At 41.7% G+C, this 26,433-nt stretch carries 27 protein-coding genes; 10 read left to right on the top strand and 17 right to left on the bottom strand.

Going from position 1 to position 26,433, the window contains the following annotated elements; genetic code table 11:
* Positions 1 to 18: 18 nt before the first annotated feature.
* The gene (locus IM507_RS02135; RefSeq protein ID WP_190537480.1) at positions 19 to 594 is read left to right on the top strand and encodes a Uma2 family endonuclease; all 576 of its coding nucleotides are present in this window, start codon (positions 19 to 21) and stop codon (positions 592 to 594) included.
* A gap of 49 nt (positions 595 to 643) precedes the next feature.
* Positions 644 to 1,540 (top strand): AEC family transporter, encoded by an 897-nt coding sequence (locus IM507_RS02130; RefSeq protein WP_123231102.1) that lies wholly within the window; start codon positions 644 to 646, stop codon positions 1,538 to 1,540.
* A 147-nt stretch (positions 1,541 to 1,687) separates the two neighbouring features.
* Here the strand turns inward: IM507_RS02130 and IM507_RS02125 are convergent, their stop codons facing one another.
* Both IM507_RS02125 and IM507_RS02120 read right to left on the bottom strand, forming a co-directional pair.
* A complete protein-coding gene (locus tag IM507_RS02125; RefSeq protein WP_287636466.1) occupies positions 1,688 to 2,962 on the bottom strand; it encodes an O-antigen ligase family protein in 1,275 nt (424 codons plus the stop codon).
* Between the two features lies 1 nt (position 2,963).
* A complete protein-coding gene (locus IM507_RS02120; protein ID WP_123231103.1) occupies positions 2,964 to 3,791 on the bottom strand; it encodes a YaaW family protein in 828 nt (275 codons plus the stop codon).
* Between the two features lie 97 nt (positions 3,792 to 3,888).
* On the opposite strand from IM507_RS02120, the gene IM507_RS02115 reads away from it, so the two are divergent.
* The 4 genes from IM507_RS02115 to IM507_RS02100 all read left to right on the top strand — a co-directional run bounded on the left by IM507_RS02115 (position 3,889) and on the right by IM507_RS02100 (position 8,131).
* The gene (locus IM507_RS02115) at positions 3,889 to 4,833 is read left to right on the top strand and encodes an NAD(P)/FAD-dependent oxidoreductase (RefSeq protein ID WP_123231104.1); all 945 of its coding nucleotides are present in this window, start codon (positions 3,889 to 3,891) and stop codon (positions 4,831 to 4,833) included.
* A gap of 98 nt (positions 4,834 to 4,931) precedes the next feature.
* Positions 4,932 to 5,186: a DUF7219 family protein gene (locus IM507_RS02110; RefSeq protein ID WP_002740468.1), complete on the top strand. Its 255-nt coding sequence runs from the start codon at positions 4,932 to 4,934 to the stop codon at positions 5,184 to 5,186.
* Positions 5,187 to 5,404: 218 nt separating this feature from the next.
* Positions 5,405 to 7,468: an ABC transporter ATP-binding protein/permease gene (locus tag IM507_RS02105; protein WP_287636463.1), complete on the top strand. Its 2,064-nt coding sequence runs from the start codon at positions 5,405 to 5,407 to the stop codon at positions 7,466 to 7,468.
* A gap of 129 nt (positions 7,469 to 7,597) precedes the next feature.
* Positions 7,598 to 8,131, top strand: coding sequence for a GNAT family N-acetyltransferase (locus tag IM507_RS02100; protein WP_016517284.1), 534 nt, complete (start codon positions 7,598 to 7,600; stop codon positions 8,129 to 8,131).
* Between the two features lie 209 nt (positions 8,132 to 8,340).
* Here IM507_RS02100 and IM507_RS02095 read toward each other — a convergent pair whose 3' ends face one another.
* From IM507_RS02095 to IM507_RS02050, 10 genes are all read right to left on the bottom strand, one after another.
* Positions 8,341 to 9,315 carry an MvdD family ATP-grasp ribosomal peptide maturase gene (locus IM507_RS02095; protein ID WP_002733569.1) on the bottom strand — a complete coding sequence of 325 codons (975 nt, stop codon included), beginning with the start codon at positions 9,313 to 9,315 and terminating at the stop codon, positions 8,341 to 8,343.
* A 105-nt stretch (positions 9,316 to 9,420) separates the two neighbouring features.
* Complete coding sequence (locus IM507_RS02090) at positions 9,421 to 10,398, bottom strand: MvdC family ATP-grasp ribosomal peptide maturase (RefSeq protein ID WP_287636461.1); 978 nt, start codon at positions 10,396 to 10,398, stop codon at positions 9,421 to 9,423.
* Between the two features lie 42 nt (positions 10,399 to 10,440).
* A complete protein-coding gene (locus IM507_RS02085; RefSeq protein WP_002732918.1) occupies positions 10,441 to 10,662 on the bottom strand; it encodes a DUF2283 domain-containing protein in 222 nt (73 codons plus the stop codon).
* A gap of 107 nt (positions 10,663 to 10,769) precedes the next feature.
* Complete coding sequence (locus IM507_RS02080; protein ID WP_002775566.1) at positions 10,770 to 11,096, bottom strand: mannose-binding lectin; 327 nt, start codon at positions 11,094 to 11,096, stop codon at positions 10,770 to 10,772.
* A gap of 385 nt (positions 11,097 to 11,481) precedes the next feature.
* A complete protein-coding gene (gene rodA / locus IM507_RS02075; RefSeq protein WP_016517289.1) occupies positions 11,482 to 12,762 on the bottom strand; it encodes a rod shape-determining protein RodA in 1,281 nt (426 codons plus the stop codon).
* Between the two features lie 219 nt (positions 12,763 to 12,981).
* Positions 12,982 to 14,043 (bottom strand): Mrp/NBP35 family ATP-binding protein, encoded by a 1,062-nt coding sequence (locus IM507_RS02070; protein ID WP_002733003.1) that lies wholly within the window; start codon positions 14,041 to 14,043, stop codon positions 12,982 to 12,984.
* A 130-nt stretch (positions 14,044 to 14,173) separates the two neighbouring features.
* The gene (locus IM507_RS02065; protein WP_002740456.1) at positions 14,174 to 14,965 is read right to left on the bottom strand and encodes an MOSC domain-containing protein; all 792 of its coding nucleotides are present in this window, start codon (positions 14,963 to 14,965) and stop codon (positions 14,174 to 14,176) included.
* Positions 14,952 to 16,229 (bottom strand): glycosyltransferase, encoded by a 1,278-nt coding sequence (locus tag IM507_RS02060; RefSeq protein ID WP_123231107.1) that lies wholly within the window; start codon positions 16,227 to 16,229, stop codon positions 14,952 to 14,954. The genes IM507_RS02065 and IM507_RS02060 overlap by 14 nt, the downstream gene beginning before the upstream one ends.
* A 271-nt stretch (positions 16,230 to 16,500) precedes the next feature.
* Positions 16,501 to 17,832, bottom strand: coding sequence for an AtzE family amidohydrolase (locus IM507_RS02055; RefSeq protein ID WP_123231108.1), 1,332 nt, complete (start codon positions 17,830 to 17,832; stop codon positions 16,501 to 16,503).
* Complete coding sequence (locus IM507_RS02050; protein WP_069474623.1) at positions 17,829 to 18,005, bottom strand: DUF4089 domain-containing protein; 177 nt, start codon at positions 18,003 to 18,005, stop codon at positions 17,829 to 17,831. Before IM507_RS02050 ends, IM507_RS02055 begins: the two co-directional genes overlap by 4 nt.
* Before the next feature lie 522 nt (positions 18,006 to 18,527).
* Here IM507_RS02050 and IM507_RS02045 point away from each other — a divergent pair.
* The 3 genes from IM507_RS02045 to IM507_RS02035 all read left to right on the top strand — a co-directional run bounded on the left by IM507_RS02045 (position 18,528) and on the right by IM507_RS02035 (position 22,561).
* Positions 18,528 to 20,129, top strand: coding sequence for a B12-binding domain-containing radical SAM protein (locus tag IM507_RS02045; protein ID WP_069474622.1), 1,602 nt, complete (start codon positions 18,528 to 18,530; stop codon positions 20,127 to 20,129).
* Between the two features lie 169 nt (positions 20,130 to 20,298).
* Positions 20,299 to 21,714 (top strand): ABC transporter substrate-binding protein, encoded by a 1,416-nt coding sequence (locus IM507_RS02040; protein ID WP_123231109.1) that lies wholly within the window; start codon positions 20,299 to 20,301, stop codon positions 21,712 to 21,714.
* A 121-nt stretch (positions 21,715 to 21,835) separates the two neighbouring features.
* Entirely contained in the window at positions 21,836 to 22,561 is a 726-nt protein-coding gene (locus IM507_RS02035; protein WP_002733785.1) for a WecB/TagA/CpsF family glycosyltransferase, read from the top strand.
* A 9-nt stretch (positions 22,562 to 22,570) separates the two neighbouring features.
* Here the strand turns inward: IM507_RS02035 and ureG are convergent, their stop codons facing one another.
* The 4 genes from ureG to psbP all read right to left on the bottom strand — a co-directional run bounded on the left by ureG (position 22,571) and on the right by psbP (position 25,273).
* The gene (ureG, locus tag IM507_RS02030) at positions 22,571 to 23,164 is read right to left on the bottom strand and encodes an urease accessory protein UreG (protein WP_002792251.1); all 594 of its coding nucleotides are present in this window, start codon (positions 23,162 to 23,164) and stop codon (positions 22,571 to 22,573) included.
* Positions 23,165 to 23,339: 175 nt separating this feature from the next.
* Complete coding sequence (locus tag IM507_RS02025; protein ID WP_002731779.1) at positions 23,340 to 23,927, bottom strand: Maf family protein; 588 nt, start codon at positions 23,925 to 23,927, stop codon at positions 23,340 to 23,342.
* Positions 23,928 to 24,060: 133 nt separating this feature from the next.
* Positions 24,061 to 24,471 (bottom strand): hypothetical protein, encoded by a 411-nt coding sequence (locus IM507_RS02020; protein ID WP_002731575.1) that lies wholly within the window; start codon positions 24,469 to 24,471, stop codon positions 24,061 to 24,063.
* Positions 24,472 to 24,724: 253 nt separating this feature from the next.
* A complete protein-coding gene (psbP, locus tag IM507_RS02015; protein WP_002731843.1) occupies positions 24,725 to 25,273 on the bottom strand; it encodes a photosystem II reaction center PsbP in 549 nt (182 codons plus the stop codon).
* 62 nt (positions 25,274 to 25,335) lie between these two features.
* Between psbP and IM507_RS02010 the strand changes: the two genes are divergently transcribed.
* Positions 25,336 to 26,118: a tetratricopeptide repeat protein gene (locus tag IM507_RS02010; RefSeq protein WP_002732050.1), complete on the top strand. Its 783-nt coding sequence runs from the start codon at positions 25,336 to 25,338 to the stop codon at positions 26,116 to 26,118.
* Between the two features lie 74 nt (positions 26,119 to 26,192).
* On the opposite strand, the gene psb34 is transcribed toward IM507_RS02010, so the two are convergent.
* On the bottom strand, positions 26,193 to 26,372 hold the full coding sequence (gene psb34 / locus IM507_RS02005) for a photosystem II assembly protein Psb34 (protein WP_002732326.1): 180 nt from the start codon (positions 26,370 to 26,372) through the stop codon (positions 26,193 to 26,195).
* Positions 26,373 to 26,433: the final 61 nt, after the last annotated feature.

Genomic DNA, 26,433 nt, shown 5'->3' with positions numbered 1-26,433 from the left:
TAAAGGTGATTTAACCAAATGATTGCTAACTTTGACCATAACTATCTTTCCCCGGAAGATTATTTAGCAACGGAGACAATAGCCAAGGATAAACACGAATACATTCGCGGTCAAACCTACGCCATGGCTGGTGCAAGTAAAGCCCATGGTATGATTATTATCAACTTAGCCACACTTTTAAAAAACCGGCTGCGGGGTAGTGGTTGTCTTGTCTATGCCACAGCTATGAAAGTTCGTCTAGAAATAGCTAATAGTTATTTTTATCCCGATCTTGTGGTCACTTGCGACTCGCGAGATAATCGGTCTTTCTCGGAAGATTTTATCCGTTATCCGCGCTTGATTGTAGAAGTATTATCCCCCACTACGGCTGCTTTTGACCAGGGCGATAAATTTGCCGACTATCGTTCCCTTGAAACTTTAGAAGAATACGTTCTTATCAGTCAAGAACGCATCAGTGTGGATTGTTTTCGTCGCAATGATGAAGGATTCTGGGTTCTTTATCCCTACAGCAAAGGAGCAGATATTTATCTAGCTAGTATCGATTTTCACTGTGCGATCAAATCTTTATATGAAGATATAACAGAAATCTGTTAAAAAATCAGATCAGTTTTTTTCTATGTACTATTTACTTTTTACTTGATTAATGCTTGCTATTCTCTCCGCTATTATTCCAGTGGGTTTTATCATCCTCATCGGTGTGATAGCAGGAAAAGTTCTCACTGTTGAAGTGCATTCCCTTTCCCAAATCACGGTGTATATTCTTGCTCCCGCTTTGGTGATTGATGGACTCTATCGCACCACTTTATCCGGCAACAATATCGGTTTAATTCTCCTAGGCTTTGCTCTTATCTCACTGGTAATGGCGATTGTCGTCGAAATTATGGCCTATTGTCTCAGTCTCGATGATGATACCCGCAAAAGCCTCATGGCTGCCGCTGTGATGCCCAATAACGGTAATATGGGTTTACCGGTGGCTAGTTTTGCCCTGGGTGCGGCCGGACTGGAAAGAGCGATAATCTATATGATTGGTTCTAGTATTCTGTTATTTGGTATTAGTCCCGCTTATTTGCGAGGAAAAAGCTTTCTTTCAGGATTTCGCCTAGTTTTTCGCTTGCCCTTAATCTGGTCAATTTTTATCGGCATTAGCTTTCAAACTTTCTCTTTTCATCTTCCCCTGCAATTAGATAAAAGTATTAGCTATCTGGGACAAGCGGCAATTCCTTTGGCTTTAATTATCCTAGGTATTCAATTATCTCAGCAAAAATTAGCGATCGGTAAATTAGAATTATTAGGGGCCGGTTTGCGTCTTTTAGTCGCTCCTCTTTTGGCATTTGCGATCGGCAATAGTTTAGGATTAACCGGTATGGATCTAAAAATTCTTATCCTACAGAGTGCCATGCCCACCGCCGTTAATACCGTCATTTTAGTCACAGAATTCGGTGGTTCGGCCGCTTTGATGGCCCGCACAGTTGTGGTCACTACCCTTGCTAGTTTTCTGACTATTCCTTTCTTTCTTTGGTTATTAAAAGTCTATTTATAGCAGTTATCTTAATGGTGAGGTGCGAAGTTTTCGTTTTGGGGAGCCAGTATTCAGTTATCAGTTATCAGTTATCAGTTATCAGCTCACTGAGAAAACTCCCCACTTCCCCACTTCCCACACCCTACACCCCACACCCCACTTCTCACTTCATAATTCATAATTTAACCTTTGACTGACACCAGCAATGGCAGCCAAGAGAAGCCAAACAATAGTATTAATCTTGACATCGGAGAGGGTGACATCGACGAGATTAAATAAAACGCAAGCACCAAAGGCCACCAGATAGGTAAAGATAATTAACTCCCCCCCGGCTTTTTGTTGCCGTAGAAAGATAAATAAACGCACCCCTTGGGCATAAATCCAACCCACCCAAACAGACAATAAAATTAAGCCAATAATTCCCGTTTCTGCCATTAACATCAAATATAAATTATGGGGATGACCTAACCACAATCCCTGACTTTTTTCGTAGAGAGGTGTAAAACTGCGTAATCCCCAACCGAATAGGGGTCTTTCTTGGGTCATTTCTAGAGTAAAACGCCATTGAGTTGATCTGAGAGTAGCTAGAGGGCGATTGGGGAACATTTCATCGGATAATCGCGCCCAAATCGCTCTAGGAACCCAAAAACGCAGACTATCCCTGAAAGGATTTGGTCCCCAAGAAGCAAGAGAAATCACCCCTCCCAAGAGGACAAAACCGGCGACTAAGGCATTCCAACCCAGATAAAGGGCGAAAATTAGGCAACCTAAAAAGGCTAAGGCCCAAGCATTGCGAGAATTGCTTAAAAATAGCCCTACACTGTCGATAAATATGGTTAAAGTTAAAAACCCGACTTTGAGATTTAAAAGGGTATTTCTTTGTCTGTGCCACTGCCGCCAAGTTAGAATTAATAAACCGAGCGCTAAAATCAGAGTTATCAGTAAATAAGCCCCCAGAAGATTAGCATACATAAAAACCGAAGACATCCGCCCCAAAGGTTCGCCCCCCGCTCCGTAGGGCCAGGTAAAAATCCCTTTTAATGCTTCCGGTTTTTGCCAACCGAGAAAAATCTGTCCCCATCCCATCACCACTACCCAAACCGACGGAATAACCATCACCCAAGCTAGTTGACGCAATTGAGAGGGTTTTTTAATTAATTGCCGAATATTGCTAAAAAAGAAGAAAAAAGGCAGAAAATTTCCTAAACCAATCCAAGCATCCCCCGGAGTTGGGGAAAGACTGGCACTAATCATTAACCAAAGAGTGACGATACCGAGACCTTGATTGAGACGTGACCGGATAATTGCCCGAAAATTGCCAGTAAAAACCCTTATTAAGACGATAATAATGCCGATACCCGCCAACTCCGGCAGAACCATGGCGATAAAAACTGAAAAAAGTATTAAATTCCACTCCCACCCTTGACAAAAAATCTTTTTCATGTTATGCAGGTTGCCAACAATCCTCACGAGTCAGACGAATTTGGGCAAGAGCAAAAATAGTCGGGATAATCCGGCCGTAATCAGTGGCGATCGCCTTCCAACCGAGATCAGCAATAAACCAACCCCATAGAGCCGGTCCTACCAAACTTAACACGGTTCTGACGGCTCCGTAGCGGGCTGCCGCTCTAGTCATGCCCTGTTTAGCCGTTTGTAGGGCGATTTGATTAACAATTGTCCCACCCTGGACTAGGGCAGTTTTTGCCCCTTGATAGCGGGCAAAATGGAGAGCGAACTGCCAGGCGATATGTTTGAGCAGAATCGGTTTCAGGATAGAATTAATGGCGATGACGCTGCCGCCTTTGAGGACTATATCGAGGGGATTGTGTTGTAGGTGAACCGGTAAGGGTTGGGGAGTGTGGGAATCCGCGAGTGCTTTTTGAATTTGAATCGAGAGGGATTTTTGTTCCGATGGGGGGAGACGTTTCCAAGCTTTGTTAACGAGGTGAAGATAGATTTCCGCTTCAATTTCCGTTGTCGGCATTTTTTGGGAGTAGGGAACCTTGAGGAAATGACAGACACGGACGAGAATTTGACGATAACTAACTTTTTCGGTTTGACCTTTTAATACTGTCACACCATCGGCAGCCAAGTAACGAAAACGATCCTCGACGCTATCTAACCAACTATCCCAATCTTGACTTTGAACGGCGATTGCGTCCGGCGCTCGTAGATAATCGAGAGGGTTAAAACGACGGCAAAAGAGGATGTTAGTGATTTGCTGTAGTTCCTCCTCGGTGGCTAACTCCAAAGCTGTGCGTAGTTCGTCCAATGTGGTTTCTCCTCCTCAGCCCCAATAATCAACTTAGTTTCGCTAGTGCTGATTACTACTAATATTAACTCAAGGGTTCACAGGATTAGGAAGGCTAGTGACAAATTTTTCGATTAATGTTGGGATCATTGGTGCGGGTTTAGCCGGGTTAACCTGCGCTCGTCAGTTGTGCGATCGAGGTTATACTGTTAAGCTATTTGATAAGTCTAGAGGTATTGGTGGTCGTTTAGCCACGCGACGGGTTAATCGAGCCAATCAAGAGATGGCTGTGGATCATGGCTTGCCTTTTTTGACTATTCAGGGGGAAAAAACGGCGGCTTTAATTGATAATCTCCTGAGAGAGAATATAGTTACTTCTTGGTTTGATTCTAGCTATGTTGCTCCTTCTGGCATCAATAGCGTGGCGAAATTTTTAGCTCAAGGTTTAGAAATTGAACGAGATTTTCTGGTTACTCGTCTGGAAAATCGTCAAGGAAAATGGGTTTTAAACAATAACGGTCAAATTCGGGGGGAGTTTTCGGTGATTGTCCTGGCTATTCCCGCCCCGCAAGCAGCGTTATTGTTAGAAAACTCTCATATAACTACTATGCCAGAATTGCGATCAATCGTTTACGATCCCTGTTTAACGGTAATGGCGGGTTATGGCGATTCTTTACCCGCAGTTGCTCCCTCCACCGATATCGCTTGGTTAGGACTTGATAGCAGTAAACGGCAATCATCCCCTGATTATGTCTTTGTTGTGCATAGTAGTGCCGATTTTGCGGTTAAATATCTCGATAGCGAGGATTTAGAAGCAGTTAAGCTAGATTTGCTCTCTCGTGCTTCTTTGCCTCTCCCGGATTGGTCTCAGCTGCACCGTTGGCGTTATGCTTTAGTCCGTCAGGGTTTAGCTGTACCCTGTTTAAGTGTTAATAGTCCTTTACCTCTAGTTGCCTGTGGTGATTGGTGTCAAGGGGGAGATTTATCGAGAAATTCTTCCCTAGAAACGGCCTTAACTTCTGGGATAGCGGCGGCTAATCAAGTTCAGCAGCTACTCTCTTAAGAATCTAGGGACAGGTTTAAATTCTTAGGTTAAGCCTAAGTTAACAAAAGTTTAAATATATAATAATGTAGATATCCTATACTGGGGGGTCGGTAACAATGGAAAAATTCAATTCTAAAGATAACTTTCTCTACCCTAAAACCAGCTACAGGGGTTTATTCACGCCACAAAATTTAGTTTTTAACGCTAATTTGCAGGAATTCGCCCTGAGAGTCTCTTTTATCGCTGGTTTACACAGTGGGGGAAAGCTTACCTCCACGGAAGCTTACGAGAAAATTAACCAGCTTTGGCAAGAGTTGAATACCAGTCAAAAATTCCTACTAGCTAATCATTTTGAGGATCACGGAGATTGAGAGATGGGGTTTTTCAGTGACCAGTAAACAGCATCTAGACTGCCACAGTAACAAAAGTGGGTCAAGTAGTTCTTAGTCAAGTCAGAGCTTTCTGACCATAGCTGGCTTTCATCTTCTAGATAAAAATGTCAACAAAAGACAAAAGCGGGTAATTCTGCCGCTACAATATGATAGCGAGTTGTCAAGAGAACAGTAAAAGAACTGCCAATTGGATCTAGATGCCTCAATATACTACTAAACAAGCAACGGAAAACCCTGTTGTGTCCGACCAGTCCGCCAATAATCCCTTTTCACTATTTGGTCAATTTTGGGAAAGCCTAAAAATTGTCGCTCAACCCTATTGGTATCCAACGGAGTTAAATGGACGTGCCTTTGGAGATGTGATCATTTCTTGGGGAATGTCAGCTTTGATCCTTTTAAGTATCTTGGCAACAGTCGGGGTAGAAGCTTTTAGTAGCTACTGGAATCGTTATGTACTCGATATTATTATTGAAGATAGAGATCTTTCTAAATATCTAAATACGCTTTGGTTATCCAGTTTGTTGATTATAGGAACAACGGGGTTATTTGCTTTTTCTCAATTTATTCGTCGTCAAGTGGCATTGGATTGGTATAAGTGGTTAACCAAACAAACCGTTAAAAAATATCTCAATGATCGCGCTTATTATAACATTGATTTTACCTCAGCTTTAAAAAATCCCGATCAAAGATTATCTCAAGAAATTGAACCAATTACGACCATGACCCTAAGGTTGTTAATCACCTTCGTGGAAAAAGGGTTGCAAATGATTACTTTTGCGATTATTCTTTGGACAATTTCTCGGCAAATTGCGGTTTATCTAATAATTTATACAATCGCAGGAAATTTCATAGCAATTTATCTAACTCAAGAATTAAACAAAATTAATCAATCGGAGCTTAATAATAAAGCTGATTATAATTATGCTTTAACCCATGTGCGTAACCACGCCGAATCAATTGCTTTTTTTCAGGGAGAAGAGCAGGAAGAAAAAATCATTGAAGACCGTTTTCAACGGGTTATTGAAAGCTCGGCAAAACTGATCAATTGGGAACGGTTTAATAATCTTTTTAATCGAGGTTATCAGTCAGCGATTAGTGTATTTTCAATGTTTATTTTGACCCCGATGTTTATTAAAAATGAAATCGATTATGGGGAAATTAGTCAAGCGAGTTTATGCTGTTTCCTTTTTTCTAATGCCTTGGGACAATTAATTACTGAATGGGGAACATCGGGTAAAGTTTCAAGTTATATTGAACGGTTAGCTACCTTGACAGATGCCTTAAAAGTTGCCAGTGAAGAGCCGAAAAACTTAAGTCGTATTACCACCCTGGAAGATAATCGTCTAGCTTTTGAAAATTTTACCCTACAAACTCCCGATTATGAAAAGGTAATTGTGGAAAATTTATCGGTTTCTGTCCCTTTGGGAGAAAGCTTACTGATTATTGGCCCCAGTGGTCGAGGAAAAAGTTCCTTGTTACGAGCAATCGCCGGTTTATGGAAAGCAGGTAGTGGTCGTTTAGTTCGTCCTCCTTTAGCTAAAATGTTATTTTTACCCCAACGTCCTTATATTATCCTTGGCACTTTACGCCAGCAATTACTTTATCCCCATACCAATGAGCAGGTGAGCGATGAAGAATTAGAAAACATCTTAAAAAAAGTCAACCTGCAACATTTATTAACTGACAAAAATACCTTAGATAAACAAGTCAATTGGGAACAGATTTTATCCCTCGGAGAACAACAAAGATTAGCTTTTGCTCGACTATTAATCACTAAACCCACTTTTACTATCTTAGATGAAGCAACCAGCGCTTTAGATTTGGCCAATGAAGCCAGCTTATATCAGCAATTACAGGAAAGTGAAACCACCTTTATTAGTGTTGGTCATCGGGAAAGTTTATTTAATTATCATCGATGGGTCTTAGAGTTAACAGAAAATTCCCATTGGCAGCTGTCAACTGTAGAAGATTATCAGCGCAAAAAAGTGAATAACCTAGTGATGATGTCAAAAAAATCAGAAAATTTTTCGTCGGTAAAAATAGAGACTTTGTCTGAGGTTAAAACTGAGCATGATGCGGAAATTGCCGGAGTTTCTGAAATAGCCGAAGGTTTGTCCCATCAACAAATGCAGTCCCTAACTGATTATTCTTTAAGTAACGTCCGGAGTCGTGCCAGTTTAGGTAAAATTATTACTGCCAAAGATGGTTTTAATTATCGTTACGATAAAGACCCAAAAACCTTAAAATGGGTGAGAATATAGCTAGGGGCTGCTGAAAAAGTTTTTCGTGGGGGTAGGGTGTGGGGTGTAGGGTGTGGGGTGTGGGGAGTTTTCTCAGTGAACTGATAACTGATAACTGATAACTGATAACTGGTATAGGAATTTTATCAAATGAAAGCACTGGAAAAACTGGTGACGGAACGATTATATTTAGTCCCCTTAAAGCTTGAACTTCTCAAGGCCGCAATTATAGGTATCGATGAATTAGCAACAATTTTGGGGATAAAAGTTGCAGCTGACTGGGCCGAACAAGAATTGATTCAAGCTTTCCCTGATATTGCGAATATTTTGCTGCAATTCCCCTTACAAAATGAATGGGGATGGGGAAGTTTAATTATTCATCAAACAGAAAATACTCTTATTGGTCATGTGATGATCAAAATTATTCCTGATGTCACAGGTTTACCCACAGATGCTGTAGAAATTGGCTATCAAGTAGCGCCGTTATATCGACGACAAGGCTACGCATCCGAGGCGACAAAAGCAATGATGGACTGGACACTTTCTCAACCTGGTATGCAAACAGTGACCGCTGGCTGCGCTCCCGATAATATAGCTTCAAAGCGAGTTTTAGAAAAAATAGGCATGGATCTGATAGAAGCACGAGAGAAAGTCTTGGTCTGGAAATTAAGTAGGGTTTGCTGAAAAAGTTTGTTGGTGGGGTTAGGAGTCAGTTATCAGTTATCAGTTATCAGTTATCAGTTCACTGAGAAAACTCCCCACTTCCCCACTTCCCACACCCTACACCCCACACCCCACACCCTACACCCTCTTTCAAGTCAGTAGTCGGGGGGGAAATCTGGAGTCAGAGCCTCGTCGATGCGATAAAATACTCTGGCTCTGTATTTGTTGGTTTATGAGTTGACGAGGACTTCAGCGATCGCCTGGGAGATGGGAAAATAAGGAGGATAAAGTTCTAGCCAGAAAAACTCGCCAACGGGATTAATTTCTAAAAAGATATAACGTTCATCTGGTGTGACAATCATATCAATTGCACCATAATTAAGACCGAAATATTTCATTAATTCTAGTAGTTGCTTTTCAATAGTTTTCGGTAAATCGTAGGGTTGCCATTGTTGATGGAGCGCTCTTCCCTCTTTTCGCCAATCGTAGATAGCACCGTCTAATTGTTGGGAATTAATCGCCGCCGTAAATATTTGTTCACCGACGATAGTGATGCGTAATTCCAAAGCTTTAGGAATGTTTTCCTGAAAAGTCATTGGACAAAATTGCAAACCTTCCAAATTATCTAGGTCTTCCTTAGTAACAGGACTGGTAAAAACAACCATTTCCTCTTGCTTGTCTCCATAAATAGCAAATTGAGAAAGCATTTTAGTCACAATTCCCGTCGCTTCAAACTCCTGAGCAAATTGCTTGACAGCTTCAGGATTATTAGAAGTTAAAGTCCCCGGAATTAATAAACCTAATTGTTGCGCTACTTGTAACTGCAATTGTTTATGATTGGCATGATCTACCTTAGCAATTGGATCAAGATGAAAGCCAGATAAACTAGCAATCATTCCTCGAATACTTAACCGACATTCCTTAAGAGAAGCTTCGCGAAATTGACTATCCATCCCATCGGGTAATTTTAGTCCGTATCTCATGCGTCGATACCAGACAGAAGAAACTTCTTTTAGCTCTAATTTTTGGTCTCCATCGGTAATAATTCCGCCTTTTTGACCGCCTGAGTAAAGATCAACTTTCACCTCTGTGGGGAAGCGATCGGTATCAAAACGGAAGGCTTTTTTCCCCATCGTTTCTATGGCTTTGATTACCAGAGGAATACTTTCATTATCGTGGCTAAAAGTAACAATTAAAACGGTCATAGATTTCCTTGATGATTTGGGATTGAGAATCCTGATTAGATTTTGGATTGAGAATCTTGATAATCCTAAAATCCTCAAAATCCTGATTAGGTTTTGGTTTGATTTTTAGCATACTAAAAAATCAGCGATCGCATGAGAAATAGGTAAATCTAAATCCCGTTCTAACATTCCCCACTCACCACCCGGATTAACTTCTAAAAAAACGTATTCTCCCCCAGGAGTTAAGATAAAATCAAACGCCCCAAAATTCAACCCTAAATTAGCCATAAAAATCTGAAGTTGCTGCAATAGTGAATCGGGTAAAGTATGATGTTGCCAAGCACCAGGATCAATACCCGGTCTTCGCCAATCTACGGCAGAATTATTATACTGAGAAGATTCTAAAGCACCCACAAATGTTTGTCCATTAACCACGACAATTCTCAATTCTAATTGTTTGGGAATTTCCGCTTGAAAAACCATAGGACAATAGCGTAAAGATTCCGCTTCCTCAAGGTCTTCTGCTTTCACCCTACTGGTATAAAGAAAAAATTCCGGCGATTCCATGCTGTGGGCGATCGCAGTTAACAATTTACTCACCATTCGTCCCTGAACCTGGGAAAAAAACTTCCGGGCAGCATCAGGATTATTGGTCACTAAAGTGGGGGGAATAATCAAGCCAACTTCTGAGGCCAAACGAAGTTGTAATAACTTATTTTTAGCCTTCTCAATTTGCGCTAAATTATCTAACCAACGCGCTGACCTTAAACTATCCCAAAAACCAGCCAAAGTCGTCTGGGATTCTCGCACACAAGCCTCCCGAAACTGAGGATCTAAATCCCCTGTTAGTTCAGGCTGCCAAATACGTCTTGTCCAAACAGATTGCACCTGTTGACTATCAATAGATTGATGGTTATAGGTTAATTGATAAAAACTTTTTTTACCATTAAATTGGGCTGCTAATTGAACCTCTAAGGGAAATTTATCGGTATCTAAGCGAAAAGGTGTGGCTCCTTTTTTTTCTATCGCCTCAGCCACGCGGTCAATCGTGAAAAAATCGCCGCTATGGGTCAACAATAAAACAACTTTAGGCGATTCTTTCATATCAGTGGGAAATTCCTATATTTAAATTTCTTTTTGTCTCTCTTAACTGGCGACTAATTCCGGTTTAGTGGTCAGAATCGAATATTCGCAAGACCGGGGATTGTCCATCCGCTCTTGAGCATTGAGGATTTCTAACCCCACCACGTTCCCCCACTGGTCATAGTCGAGAATCACCCCCGGACTCTGCTCGTCGCTTTCTGCAATTGGCACATTACTTAAGGTGATTTTGAGAGCATCAACGACCGGATCATAGGTCACTTTCATGGCGTTCTCCAATATTTGCTGAACTACCTACACTTTTCTTGCGGGTAAGTGTAGGTTTTCTACCCAACAGATAGCGGAATCGTGGATTTCTTGCGTCCTCTCCTACCCTATCCGATTTCCAGTTGGCTGTCGTTATTATCGATCTGACTGTCTAACAGTATTTGCGTAGGTTTCCATTCCCCATCCATTGTTTGACAAGTGCATACCAACCATACGGATTGGTCTCCATCCCCGAACTCAAGGTGACAATCTTGGCAGGTTTCTTGGAAGTTTTGATCCCCGAACTGCAATTCCCCATCTATATTACCGATATGGTCACTAAGCCTCAGTTCGGTGGGCATCCATTCTCCATCGCGAGCTTGGCACTCAGCACTCAGGATTGTGCTGTTAGGGTCGTAGTTAATACTGCTGCAAGTGTGCGAAAAATTGGGCATGACAACTCTGTGTGTTAAAAAACAATATGATTCAGCATAGTGCCTTAACAGCCGACATTCCGCACATCTTCATATACTTTTATATATTTTTACATTCCCCAAGATGTTTTAACGAAAAACCTTGATTGTAGAAACTACTATTGAGAACATTTTCAATAATTGATTTTTTCTGAGAAAAAAATTTACAATTCTTCACCTTGATCAAAATCCATCATTGTAGCTATAATCCTTACTGGACAAGGATTGTAAGCAATATATTGGTAAAAATTATTAATTCAATGTTAAGAAGTGCGGAAAGTGGGATTTAATACTCCACACTTAAAACTCAAATCTGATAACTGATAACTGATAACTGATATCTGATAACTGATATCTGTACAACTACTTAGTACAAACGCTTACGGGGGCGATAATTAGCCACGGATTCCACTAAACCCAAGGCGATAAAATTGGTTAATAAAGATGAACGTCCATAACTTAACCAAGGTAGAGGAATCCCTGTAATCGGGGCTAATCCCACGGTCATGCTAATATTAAGAATTGCCTGAAAAGCGATCATCGAGAGAACACCGATCGCTATTAAAGAACCAAAGTTTTCTTTAGCAGTATTAGCAATGACTAACAAACGCCAACAAACTAACCAGAAAGCTATTAAAACTAGAATACTGCCAACAAAACCGAGTTCTTCCCCGACTACCGAGAAGATAAAATCGGTGTGTTGTTCGGGAATAAAATTTAATTGGGTTTGGGTGCCTTGGTGTAATCCCCGTCCCAATAATTCTCCTGATCCGATGGCAATGCGAGATTGAATTAATTGATAACCTCCCCCCAAAGGATTCTTTTCTGGGTGAAGAAATAGGGTTAAACGATCTTTTTGATATTCTTTTAATAAACCCCAAAAAACCTCGCCTAATTTACCCACTGCCAGATTAGTTGCCACCACGATGAAAGTAGATAAAAAACGGTAGGGAAGGGTAAACCAAGCAAGCACAGCGATGATAATTGCTAAAACAATCCAAGCAGGAAAAAGTAAATTAAACAGAAAAACCGATGCGATGGGAGATAACAGGATAATCATCCAAGGCAGTTTCGCATTAGCCCAGTAAATCATGCCTAGGGTAATTGCACCAAAGACTAATCCTGTCCCCAGGTCCGGCTGCGCCATAATTAACACCCAAGGGATGGCAGTGACGGCAAAAACACGAGCGATCGCAAAAAGATTATCGGCGGGACGATGATGTAGGAGGGCTGCTAGGGTGATAATTAAACCTACCTTGGCAAATTCCGACGGTTGCACGTTAAAACTGCCGATATTAATCCAACTTTGCGCCCCATTCGCCGTCACGCCTAGGATAATTACCGCGATTAGGGAGAGATTGGTGAGAAGATAGGTTAACCAGTGCCATTTGAGCAGACTTTCGTAACGACAACGGGCCAGAAATAAAGCGATCGCCACTCCCACGCATCCGAATAACCAGTGTTGCCACCAATCGAGAGCAGTGGTATGTCTTTCGGCACTACGAATCATTAAACCACCGAAAACGGTTAAACCCGTCACCAAAACGAACAAAAGCCGATCCATTTGGGCTATATCCCGGAAAATGAAGCTAAACTGCTCACTAAAACCGCGTAGTTTCCTACTAATAAGGGACTGTCTTCTCACCATTTCTCTCCCCAAATTTACTAACTAACTAGGGTTTGCTCAATAAATCTAAAAACATTGTTCGATAATACTTTTAGACCTTTTTGAAATCCAAAAGCACCGGCCCTTGGAGTGATCGGGGGGAAAATTTAGGGACTTTTTCCCTGAAAATGGGTAAAATCCTACACCCTACACCCTACACCCCACACCCTGCCCCCACCGAAAAACTTTTTGCCGCAAACCCTAACTATAGGCTGCCACGGATACTTTCGCCGCCACCTGACGAGCGATCGCTATCAGGGCTTTAGCTGAGGCCGATTCTGGTTGCCCTAAAACTACTGGTACACCAGTATCACCGCCCTCCCGTAGGGCTATCTCCAGAGGTACACATCCCAGTAAAGGAATGCCCAATTCTTGCGAGGTTTTTTCCCCACCACCGGACCCAAATAGATCATAGGAGCGATCGGGCTGATCGGGAGGGATAAAATAACTCATATTTTCCACGATACCCAAAACCCGCGCCCCTAGCTGTTGGAACATTTTTAAACCCCGACGCGCATCAATTAAAGAAACCGTCTGGGGAGTGGTGACAATCACCGCACCGGCTAGGGGGACCGATTGAATTAAAGTTAATTGTGCATCCCCGGTACCGGGAGGCATATCGACGATTAAATAGTCTAAATCGCCCCAGTTGACTTGATAGAGAAACTGACGGATAATGCCGTTTAACATCGGACCGCGCCAGATTACCGGTTGATCGGGGTTGATCAAAAAGCCCATGGAAACCATTTTGATGCCATGGTTGAAAGCGGGTTCCAATATCTCGCCATTTGCGCCCTGTACGGTCACTTGTGCGTCATTTAAGCCCAACATTGTCGGGGCGTTGGGGCCGTAGATGTCCGCGTCTAATAGCCCCACTTTTGCCCCTAAATGAGCCAAGGCGACGGCGATATTGACAGCCACGGTACTTTTTCCCACACCGCCCTTACCACTGGAAACGGCGATAATATTTTTAACCCCCTCCACGCCTTGGCGATCGGGTAAAGCTTTTTGTTGCGGGGTTTCGGCAGTTACCTCCACGGCGACACTTTCCACCCCGGGCAGCTGTTTAACGGCTTTTTGGCAGTCTTCCACGATAAATTCGCGCAAAGGACAGGCGGGAGTGGTCAAAACTAGGGTAAAGCTAACTTTTCCGCCATCGATCGCCACATTGCGGATCATGTTCAATTCCACTAGGCTTTTTTGCAGTTCTGGATCTTGAACGGGACGTAATACTTCTAAAATCGATGCGGTATCAAGGGGCATGGTTTCAGTGTCTCTAGTCAAGTATTGTTCTTATGGTTATTTATCTTAACCTTGTGGGGGTTGGGTGTTGGGGTTTTAGGGTTTTAGTTGAAATTCCCCCATTCCCCTATCCCCCTAGATATCTAGATCTCTAGATTACGGTAATAGGATCGCCGACTTTAATTGTACCTGTCTTTTCGGGGATGACATTTTCTCCGAACATAATGCCCCCGGGGAAACGGCGAAAAGTGCTTAAGGTTTTTAAAGGTTCTTGCTGGGGATTTCTCCTACCTGTTTCTTGATCGGTGGTGGTGATAATACAGCGACTACAGGGTTTAACTAGGGCATAATTTATCTCTCCAATTGTGATCTTTTGCCAACTACTTTCGCTAAAAGCTCGATCGCTACTAATAACAATATTAGGCCGAAAACGATTCATCGGCACTGGTGTGACTAAACGCCGATTTAAGTCCGCTAAAGAAGCAGTATTAGTTAATAGAATTGGATAACCATCGGCAAAACTGACGGGAGTATGATCGTTCCCTGCATAGCGAGGATTCGCAGGACGTGGATAATCGGGAGATTGTCGCACTAAACGACAAGGAATGTCGAGAATTTTCTCAAACCATTCGGCGATTTCATCTCCTTGATCCATGGCTATGGTTTGGGATTCCCAGATTTGAACCGCTCTTTTTTCTCCTGTGAAATTAGGCTGAAAAGTCAGGGAATCTTGAGATGTTTTCAGAGAAAAGTTATCCTCTGTTATGGTGACAGAAACGGTGGCTAATTGCGGATATTCCCTTTGGGTGATAAATTTACCCTTACCATCCACTAACATCATTTCTCGATCCCAGAGTAAACCTTTAGGAGTCACTTCAGCTTGGGATAATTGAATACCTCGACAGGATTTAATCGGGTAGATATAGAGATCAGTAACCTGCATTTTCTTTCAGTAGTTCTACATATTTTTTAGCCACATCTTCCCACGTCCAGAAATTAATTTTATTGGGGATATCTTCGGGTAACAAGCGAGGAATTGGATTGAGGATAAATTGTTCTAAACAATTGGCTAAACTGTCCGCATCTCCCCTAGGATAGAATTGCACTCTTTCGGGACAATTATATAATTCTACCTGTTCTTGAAACACTTCTAAATCGGAAGCAATAACGGGAATACCTTGTAAAATTGCTTCTGCTATTGCTAATCCAAAACCTTCGTATTTTGAGGGAAATACCACACAGGAACAGATTTGATAATAAAACTGCAATGTTTCATAGTCTTGATAACCTAATCCCTTGAAATGACTCTGAAAAATTTCTTGATTTTCCCGATAAAGTCGGGTACATTCTTTGAGATAATCTTGGTATTCTTGAGTTTGGGACTGTTGAGATAATTGCAGATTTCCATTAACTAGATTATCGGTTTCCTTGCCAATAAAAACAACCTTGAAGTTTAAGCCTTTTTTGGCTAGTTGTATAGTTGCTTTGAGCAAAGTCAGATGATCTTTGTAGATACCAAAGGAGGAGGGAAAATAAAAAGTAACTAGCTCACTTTTGACTAAATCACTCTTGGGATTAGACTGCTCGACAAATCCTGCTAAAAGTACAGCTTTTAATTTACTAGCATAGGTAACATTAGGAAAAATTTTTAAAACATCTTCTTTAGTTTTTTGGGAAATTGTGAACAGTAGATCAGCCCGATCTAACCATTCTTTTAACGCTTCATTGTAGGGTTCTTGATAAGATTCTGAGTAAGTTAAGGGAGCAAATTGCCAAAAAACATCATAAATAATGCCACTTAAAGTAACCTTGACATTAGGAGGAGAAATCCGATTAGTCATTCCATACAAACAGTGATCAGCTTGGTAACGCTTGATAATCTGATTAATTCTTGCTTCGATGCGTAAAAGTCCAATTCTACGAGAGAAAATATGATGAATAGAAGTTAGTCTTAGGGTTTTATAAAAATTCGCTAGAAGACCATAAACATAGATTAATTTTGTTTCAAAACTATGGGGATAAAAATCAAAATTTTCGTAGATAAGTTTATCGGAATCGGGCATTAAATATCTAAAATATTCAATTTCCTTACGAGGGAGGACGATAATAATCTGTTCGACATATTCTAATAAGCTAGGTATCAAAGAGATAATGACTCTTTCTACTCCTCCTTTGCTATAAAATAGGATCGGGATGACAATTTTCATAGATTTCCTTGCAGATAGATGGCAATAAAAAAATTGATTCTCGATTTGAACCTAATTATATTATAGGCTCGAATTGTTCTAATGAGTCGAGAAATCGAGTTAAATTCAAAAAAATAAGACCCTATCAACCATTGAAAAGTAGTCTCCGAGCCAGTAGTCAGCATTCAGAGAAGAAAAAACGAATAGATTGTTTACTTAGACTAGAAAAATGACCTTTTTGCCTATATGTCCTTAAATTAGGGATTTTAGGATTAAGTGTGCCCTTAATATCTCACTTATGCGGGATATCTATGAGCATTTCCTCTAAAACCCTGGCTACCCTTAGGATTAAGTCTTCGCGATCGGGTGCGGCGATGATTTGCAAACCTAAAGGTAGCTGGGATGGACGTTTAATCGGCAAAGAAAGGGCAGGTAAACCGATAAAAGAAAAAGGTTGGGTGAATCTGCCTAAATTGGGTCTAATTAATAGCTCTTGCCCGTCAATAATCATTTTTTCTACTCCTAATGGTGGCGCAATACAGGGAATCGTCGGGGTGAGAATAATATCGACTTCGGCGAAAATCTCTCGCAGACGATCGCGATACCAACGGCGAAAACGTTGAGCCTGTAAATACCAGCTAGAGGGAATTAATGCCCCTGCCAAGAAGCGATCCCGGGTTGCGGGGTCAAAATCCTCTAATCTGGTCTGTAAACGCGGTAAATGCCAATTTGCGCCCTCGGAAGCGGTAATTATATAGGCGGCTGCCCTGGCGCGGGCGGTTTCGGGAATGGTGATTTTTTGGCTCACTCCTAAACGTTCAGCGATCGCTGTCACCGCCTCGATTACTTCCGGTTCGGCTCCCTGCTGAAAATAATCGTCGGCAAGGGCTATTTTTACCCCCTCTAAGCCATTTAAAGGGGCTTTAAGGTTATTTTTGGCAAAAAGACTCCAAATAGCCGCCATATCCGCCACATTGCCGCTAAAAAATCCCAGATGATCCAAACTACTGACGAACAAAAATAGGCCCTGACGGGATACGCGCCCAAAGGTGGGTTTTAGCCCCACCACGCCACAGCAAGCGGCGGGAACCCTCACGGAACCATTAGTATCGGAACCGAGGGCGAGAGGCACTAAATTAGCGGCAACGGCAGCAGCGGAACCGCCGGAGGATCCCCCCGAGACGCGACTAGGATCGCGGGGGTTGGGAGTGGCTCGATAATGGGCATTTTCGGTGACAAAACCGTAGGCGTACTCATCCATATTGGTCGCCCCCACCAAAACTGCCCCGGCTGCTTCTAGGGTTTGAATAGCGATCGCATCTTGTCCGGCGGCAGGGTGATCTCGATTGATTTTGGAACCGGCAAGGGTGACAATACCCTTGATATCAAAGAGATTTTTGACGGCGAAGGGGACTCCTGCTAAGACACCGACGGGTTCCCCATTGGCGATCGCTAGATCGATTTTTTGGGCTTGAGCGAGCGCTCTAGGCTGTAAAATGTCGGTAAAGCAATTTAAATGGGGATTTTTTGCCTCTATCTCCGCGAGAGTCTGGCTAATAACTTCTAAGGCTCTAGTTTGACGATTTTGGATCGATCGAGCTAAATTGATCGCAGAAATAGTCATGGTTCAAAGCTGAGGGCGCTTTCCCCGTCATCCTCTAAGGGAAATTCTGTCACTAAACTGGCGATTTCTTGCAAGCGTTGCCAGTTTTCAACCACAGAATTTAAATAGCGATCAGGAATGGTTAAATCTAGGATTTTCGCCATGATTATAACGTATTCTTCGGAATTATTCATAGAGGTTGCATTCCATATTTGTGATTCAAAGAGGGCGAATGCAATTCGCCCCTACAATAAATAATATTATTGCGCCAATAGTAGGGGCGCACCGCGTGCGCCCAAAATGTCATCTAGACATTTCGACCAAATTGAGATGCAGCCTTCATAGATTTCGTTCTGGTTGGGGTAAAGGAGATCAAAATTTGCTTGAAAGCGGCGCTCAGGAATAAAATCGACACCTAGTTAAGCTGTGAAAATTGCTAGGATATAAGAGAAAATCTCCTGTAAATACAATAGCTATCCCTAGGGAGGAAGTATAACTTGAATTTGTTCTTGACCACCGACTCCCCAGCATCATAACCTGAGATATGATCCTAGAACTGTATATTGAGATATTTTCCCCTCCTTCACCCCCCGATTAAATTAAACTTATATATGACCAAAAACAAGAGGTAACAAGTCTCCCCTTTCAAGAGAATGAAAATTAAAAGCTACTGAAGACTACTGGTAGTCACTGACAACTGATAACTGATAACTGAAATGACCATCTTACAAGACGAAAAACTCCTCTTTACTCCCGCAATACCCCACAGTGATGCCCTTAGAACTATTTTTGCCTTTCCTAATCAGTATTCTGTGGGTATAACCAGTTTAGGTTATCAAATTGTTTGGGCAACTTTAGCCCTGCGATCGGATATACAAGTTAGTCGTTTATTTACGGATTTTCAAGAATCTTTACCCCGTTATCCCGAATTAGTTGGCTTTTCCTTTTCCTGGGAATTGGACTATGTTAATATCCTCTCGCTGTTAGAATCTTTAGAAATTCCTTGTCACAGTCATCAACGGCAAGATCAGCAGGCGATAATTTTTGGGGGTGGACCAGTTTTAACCGCTAATCCCGAACCTTTTGCCGCTTATTTTGATGTAATTTTATTGGGAGATGGTGAAAATTTAATTGCTGATTTTATTAATGCCTATCAAGAGGTTAGAAACGCCGATCGACCGACAAAACTCCGTCATTTAGCCCAGGTTTCGGGGGTTTATGTTCCTAGTTTATATACCGTTAATTATGACAGTCCAGAAGGTGAAATTACGGCAATTCTACCCATAGATAATAATGTTCCCGCCTTTGTTAGTAAACAAACCTATCGCAGTAATACCCTTTCAGCTTCTACGGTGGTAACAAAACAAGCGGCATGGGAGAATATTTATATGGTAGAGGTGGTGCGAAGTTGTCCAGAAATGTGCCGTTTTTGTTTAGCTAGTTATTTAACTTTACCCTTTCGTACCGCTAGTTTAGAATCTTTAATTCCCGCCATTGAAAAAGGTTTAAAAGTGACCGATCGCTTGGGTTTATTAGGTGCTTCCGTCAGCCAACATCCTGAATTTGAAACCTTACTCGATTATCTTTTTCAACCAAAATTTGAGGGGGTTAGACTCTCGATCGCTTCAGTTAGAACTAATACTGTCACGGAAAAATTAGCCAGAATTTTATCCCTAAGAGACAGCAAATCAATTACTATTGCCGTAGAAAGTGGTTCCGATCGCTTGCGGGAAATTATCAACAAAAAGTTAGCCAATGATGAAATTATCCAAGCTGCCATTAATGCTAAAGCGGGCGGTTTAAAAGGGATAAAACTCTATGGTATGGTGGGAATACCGGGAGAAGAAATCGAAGATATTGCGGCAACTGTGGAAATGTTAATAGCCTTAAAAAAAGCCGCCTCTGGACTGCGAATCTCTTTCGGTTGCAGCACCTTTGTGCCTAAATCCCATACTCCTTTTCAGTGGTTTGGAGTTAATAAAATGGCCGAAAAAAGATTAAAATATCTAGAGAAACAATTAGGTAAACAGGGCATAGAATTTCGACCAGAGAGTTATAATTGGTCAGTGATTCAAGCCCTATTATCTAGAGGCGATCGCCGCTTAACTTCCCTGTTAGAATTAACTCGTGGCTACGGTGATTCTTTAGGCAGTTATAAACGCGCTTTTAAGGAACTAAAAGGACAAATTCCCCCGCTAGATTATTATGTTCATCAACAATGGCGTTTAGAACAGGTTTTACCCTGGAGTCATTTACACGGTACTTTATCCTCAAATGTTTTAATAAAACATTTAGAAGATTCCCAAACAAAAAGGTAAAATATTGCTAATAAGCTAAGACACATTTAAACAATGTCTTGACTATCAGACCCCAAATGAGGTATTCTATCAAGGTAGATCGGATATTGGTGCAATTCAGAATTGAATTGGTGCTTTTATTAATTATCAATCTCGATTAAACCATTAATTTAATCTTAGTTATCAGCCCATGAGCCAGAAAAATGATACAGTTACCCTGCTTTTATCCCTGCTGATTACCCTAATATTTTTTGGGGCTGGTAGTTGGTGGTTATACAATCGTTTTCAAGGATCAAATAACCCAACCAATCTTTCTGAAATCGAGAAAATATCACCAGAGCAAAAATCGGTATCGCCACAAGCAAGATTTAGTCAAGGTGAAAACTTATTAATAGTTGAAGGGGCTGCTTCTGACAAACAAGCTGCTATACAGGCACTCGGAAAAGGAGACTTTCAGCAAGCAGTTTACCTCCTAGAAAAATCCCTGCGAGCTAATCAAAATGATCCTGAAGCTCTCATCTACTTAAATAACGCCCGTATTGGTGAAGCTAAGTCCTATACTATCGCCGTTTCCGTGCCAATTGGGAGCAATGTCAACACCGCCCTAGAAGTTTTACGAGGAGTTGCCCAATCTCAAAATCAAATCAATCAAAGCGGAGGAATTCATGGCACTCCTTTAAAAGTTCTCATTGCTGATGATGCTGATAGTCCCGAAATTGCCGCTCAAATTGCCCAAAAATTAGCGGCTGACAACAGCATTTTAGGAGTAGTAGGACACACTAGCAGTGACACCTCTTTAGCGGCGGCTGCTATCTATCAAAAAGCGGGATTAGTAATGATTTCCCCCATCAGTACCTCAACTAAACTCTCCAATTTTGGTGACTATATCTTTCGTTCTGTTCCCAGTGATTTTGTGGCAGCACGAGCATTAGCCGAATCTAGTTTGCAAAAAATTCCTAACGTCAAGGCAGTGGTATTTTTTAACTCCCAAAGTGGTTATAGTCAATCCCTAAAATCTGAATTTACCACCGCTTTAGGATTAGGAGGAGGTCAAGTGGTGAGTGAATTTGATCTATCTTCCCTCACTTTTACCCCTTCTAAAAGCCTCCAACAAGCTCAACAGGAGGGAGCAAATCTCATCGCCCTTCTTGGGGATAGTGGTACCCTAGATAAGGCTTTACAGGTGGTTCAAATCAATGGCCAAAAATTACCGATTGTGGCGGGTGATGACGTTTATAGCCCCAAAACTCTGGATGTAGGCGGAAAAAATGCCCTGGGCATGATTGTCGCTGTCGCTTGGCATTTGGCGGCTAATCCGAACAGTCCTTTTGTGAATAATTCCCGCCAATTGTGGCAAGGAGACGTAAATTGGCGCACTGCCACCGCCTATGACGCTACCCAGGCTTTAATCGCCGGAATTAAGGCAGAATCTAGCCGAGAGGGAGTTCAACAGGCGTTAAGAAGCAGTGATTTTTCTGTACCCGGGGCGACTAATCCCGTGCGATTTTTACCCTCTGGCGATCGCAATCAATCCGTGCAATTAGTGGTAGTTGAACCAGGTTCTCGTTCTAGTTTTGGGATGGATTTTGTGCCAATTTCTCGATAAAATAACAACTAAATCAAGATGAATTGTAAGTAAGTATTTATAATTAAATTGAAGATAGATTTTGCCTCTGATCCCCCCTTAATAAGGGGGGTGTCTGACAACTATTAGCACCTACCTACTTATGTTAGAAACTCCCCCCAAATATTCTGTTCTTGGTTTACCGGTTCATCTTCTCGATAACTACAGTCGTTGGTTAATCGATCGCCTCTATCAAGGTTTTGGTTCCCACGTTGTCACTCTTAATGCAGAAATGGCAATGTTAGGGGAAAATGATGCTAAAGTAGCCCAAGTTATTCGAGAAGCAGATTTAGTTATTCCCGACGGCGCGGGGATTGTTATTTACTTAAAATTAAGGGGTAAAAAACAAACCCGCTGCCCCGGTATTGAATTATCAGAATCCTTAATTACTGAGTTAGGAATGCAGGGAGAAAGTTTTCCTATTGCTTTTTTTGGTGGTAAACCGGGGATTACTGAACAAGCGGCAAGTAATTGGCAAAAAAAGATACCTAATATCCGTATTCTGACTAACCACGGTTATCTATCCTCCCAGGAAATGTCCGATTGGATCGAGGTATTAAAAGATCAACAACCGCGGTTAATTTTAGTTGGTTTGGGAGTACCCCGACAAGAATATTGGATTAGGGAACATCGATATCTCTGTCCCCAAGCTATCTGGGTAGGTGTGGGGGGCAGTTTTGATATCTGGTCCGGGACAAAAATCCGCGCCCCTCGCTTTTTCTGTGACAATAATTTAGAGTGGTTGTATCGACTCTATCAGGAACCTTGGCGCTGGAAAAGAATGTTAGCTTTACCTAAATTTTTCTGGCGCTCTCTTTTTTATTCCTAGCAAGAGTTATTATAAATTCTTTTCGATAAAGGCAATCACTCGCTCTAATCCTTCCCGTGTTTTCAAGTTGGTGAAGATAAAGGGTTTATCCCCGCGCATCTTTTTGGCATCTCTATCCATCACCCCTAAATCTGCCCCCACCATCGGGGCTAAATCTATTTTATTGATTACCAATAAATCCGATTTGGTGATACCCGGTCCCCCCTTGCGAGGGATTTTATCTCCGGCTGCCACGTCAATCACATAGATGGTTAAATCTACTAATTCGGGGCTAAAGGTTGCCGCTAAATTGTCACCACCACTTTCCAGAAAAATTAGCTTTAAGTTAGCAAATTTTCTCTCTAACTGTTCAATGGCAACTAAGTTAATTGAGGCATCCTCGCGAATAGCTGTATGGGGACATCCTCCCGTTTCTACTCCTAAAATTCTTTCTGGAGCTAAAGCTTGCGATCGCACTAAAAATTGGGCATCTTCTTGAGTATAAATGTCATTGGTGACTACGGCGATCGGATATTGATCCCGCAAATTTTTACACAGGGCATCGAGCAGGGCTGTTTTTCCTGAACCCACCGGACCGGCAATTCCCACGCGCAAGCAAGACATAGTTTTTTCGGGAAAAAGTGAAAAGGAAAGGGTTAAAAATTTTGGGGCTATCGGATAGAAAAAAGAGGGGTTCGCAGGGCGACACGGATTCCCACTATAATAAAAGGTTAACATAAATCTGAGAATTTGTCAAGCCCTTTTGCCAATAAATTTGGGGAAATTATCGGCAAAAAGATCACCAAAAGTCAGTGATTTGGTAGCCAAAATCCGTTAACATCTGCCTAAACAGGGGCAAGCTTAAACCGATAACATTACTGTGACATCCCTCTAATCTTTCCACGAATAGACCCCCCTTTCCTTCTAAGGCAAAACAGCCGGCACATTTTAGGGGTTCTTCGGTGTCAACGTAGGCAATAATTGTTTCATCGCTGATATTGGCAAAGTGAACTTTAGTAATCCCACAACGAGTCAAAGTTTGATTATTAACTCGATCAATTAAAGCATGACCTGTATAGAGTGTACCCACCAGACCGCGCATTTTTTGCCAACGATTGATCGCTTCTAATTTATCCTTGGGTTTGCCATAGACTTCCCCCGCTACTTCTAAGACGGAATCACAACCAAGAATTAATCCTGTATCAAATTGGGGGGCGATCGTTTGCGCTTTACATTGGGCTAAAGTTTGGACAAGATGGAGAGTATCATCGGCATTAATTGTCGATTCATCAAAGTTACTCACTCGCACAATCGGATCGATTCCCACCATTTGTAATAGTTTTTTACGCGCAGGAGAAGCGGAAGCAAGAATCAAGGGAATAGACATAGTTTTTTCAGTCAAAAGAGATAGGAGATAGTTAGGTAGGGTGGGTTAGGCAATGACAAATTATTAGAATTAATTATTAATTGATCTATTGGCCGTAACCCACCATCAGTTATCAGTTTTTTAGCTATTTATGCTAAGAATTGGCAGGATTTTCGGGGGGAAAATAACGATCTAAAATCTCAACCATGCGGGATTGTCTTCCTTCATTGTCAAATCGATTGTAAAAATCTGACTGAACCTCATAAAAATCCGACATCGATCGAGTTAATTGTCCTAGCAGTTGATAAAGTCCCCGTCTGTCTTTTTCCCATTCTTTTTTAGACTCAGCAAGACTATTAGTTAACGCTTCGATCGATTTGGCGTTAGAATTAGCAATCACTCTAGTTTCTTTTAATCCCTGATTGGTTTCCTGTAGTCCTAATTTAATCTCCTGTAATCCTAATCTAATCTCCTGTAGTCCTGATTTAATCTCCCGTAGTTCTGTTAGGGTATTTTCAGCAAGAGATTCGAGTCTATCTAGTCTATTTTCTTCCGAGTTACTCATATTCAGTTATCAGTTATCAGTTATCAGTTACCACTTTCTTACTGATTACTATTTACTGATTCAGTAAGTAATCTCAATTAATTGTTAGATAGTGGGACAGGCTTCTGGTTCTTTATATGTTATCTTTAATTATAACCGGCTACCTAGTTGATGATAGGTGGTGCGTTACGACGGATTGTTACCTTTAAGTCAAAACAGGAATTTTTGCCGTCTAACGCACCCTACGTTTTACTATTACCTGTTGCCTATTTCCCTAACTAACCGAGAAAGAATCAACGATAGTTTCAAAGAGTTCTTGAATTTGCGTCCAACGTTTTTGGGAAGTGGAAAGATTAAAAGAATAGAGTTTATGATTATTAACCGTGACGCTGGCCAGATTATGACGTTCTTGGCCGTTGACTAATTTAACTTGATATTCGAGGATATAATAATCTTGGCCGTCAATTTGATGGGATTCTGAGCGAATTAATTCTACTTCCTTATCAAGATTGGGGTTAAGACTGTTATTTTTTAGGAGACGATAGCCAACTTCCGAGGGGGTCCCTAAATCTGTTAAAGTTTTATTGTCGGGGACGGGATTGATAATAACGCTTAAATTTTCGCTCGTTTCGATCAGGTCATGAAAAACCACATCTACTCCTGCAACTTTTTTCACTTCCACCTGCGTCCAACCCTTAGGATATAAAAATTGATAGCCTTGGCTGCCACTGGTGTATCCTTGCAGTCCAGCGATGGGAGTTGCACAACCGGTGAAGAGGAGGGTGGTAATTAGGAGGAAAGTCGCCAAAAGAGATTTAATCATGATATTTTGACCTGTAAGTAGGGCTGTTTAATTTTACCTTGAATTGTTTAGGTGAACGGATTATGAAAATTAAGAAAAAATTGACAATTATTATAGCTATAGCGACTTTTTTACTGACTGTCTCTCCCCTAAGCGCTCAAACTACCGCTAACCCCGTGAAAGCTGTAGAATTTTATAATCGGGGGGTGGATCGTTTAACCGCAGGGGATTACTCAGGGGCGATCGCCGATTTTACTCAAGCTCTACAATTAGAACCGAAGGATGCCGATGCTTACTATAATCGCGGCTATGCGGAATTAGTTCTCGGCCAGTACGAGCGAGCGATCGCAGATTACACCCAGGCCTTGACAATCAACCCCAATTATGTTAATGCTCTCGGTAATCGTTGTTATGTGCATTATCTGACGAAAAAATACGAGGCAGCGGTGGAAGATTGCACAAAAGCGATCGCTTTAAACGGAAATTTTGCTGATTTCTTTATTTATCGCGGTAATGCTAAGGATGACTTGGGAAGACACCTAGAAGCGATCGAGGATTACACAAAAGCTTTGAGTTTACAGGGAACTAGAGGACAGGATCGCATTTTCTATAATCGCGCCCTGTCCTATAACCGAGCCGGACAGCAGGAAATGGCTTTAAGGGACTATAATGAGAGTCTGAAAATTAATGCTAATTTTGCCGAAGCGTACCACAATCGGGGTTTGACCTATTATAAATTGGGAAACAGGGAAAAAGCGATCGCTGATTTAGAGGAGGCGGCCCGTCTAGCGTTATCTCAGGGTAAACAGGGGACTGCGGCTAAGTCTCAGTCAGCAGTGGCATTAATTCAGGGTCAAAAGCCTTAAAATAGGGAGTAGTTGTGATATTAGCGGTAAAGAGGAGTGAAAGGGGCTAAATCGCAACTACGAGGGACTAAATTTTAGCCAGCTTGAGATGCGTAAAAAGCGACGGCTAACAGTCCACCGACAAGTGTGATCGCAGCAACACCCCAGAAAAGATAATTACGTTGTTGCGATTTAGTGGGGGGATCCGCTTGATAAACTTTCGGTTCGGCGGCGAAATTATTTAAGCGTCCACCTTCTTCATTTGTATAAGGCATAATCAAAACCTCAAATATGACAATTTTTCAGGAAAAAAATCCTCTTATTACAATCCTACAA

The sequence above is a fragment of the Microcystis sp. M20BS1 genome, assembly GCF_020245305.1.
Lineage (GTDB): Bacteria > Cyanobacteriota > Cyanobacteriia > Cyanobacteriales > Microcystaceae > Microcystis > Microcystis ichthyoblabe_A.
The sequence above is the reverse complement of the archived record's forward strand: the minus strand, read 5'-3'. Positions and strand labels throughout refer to the sequence as shown.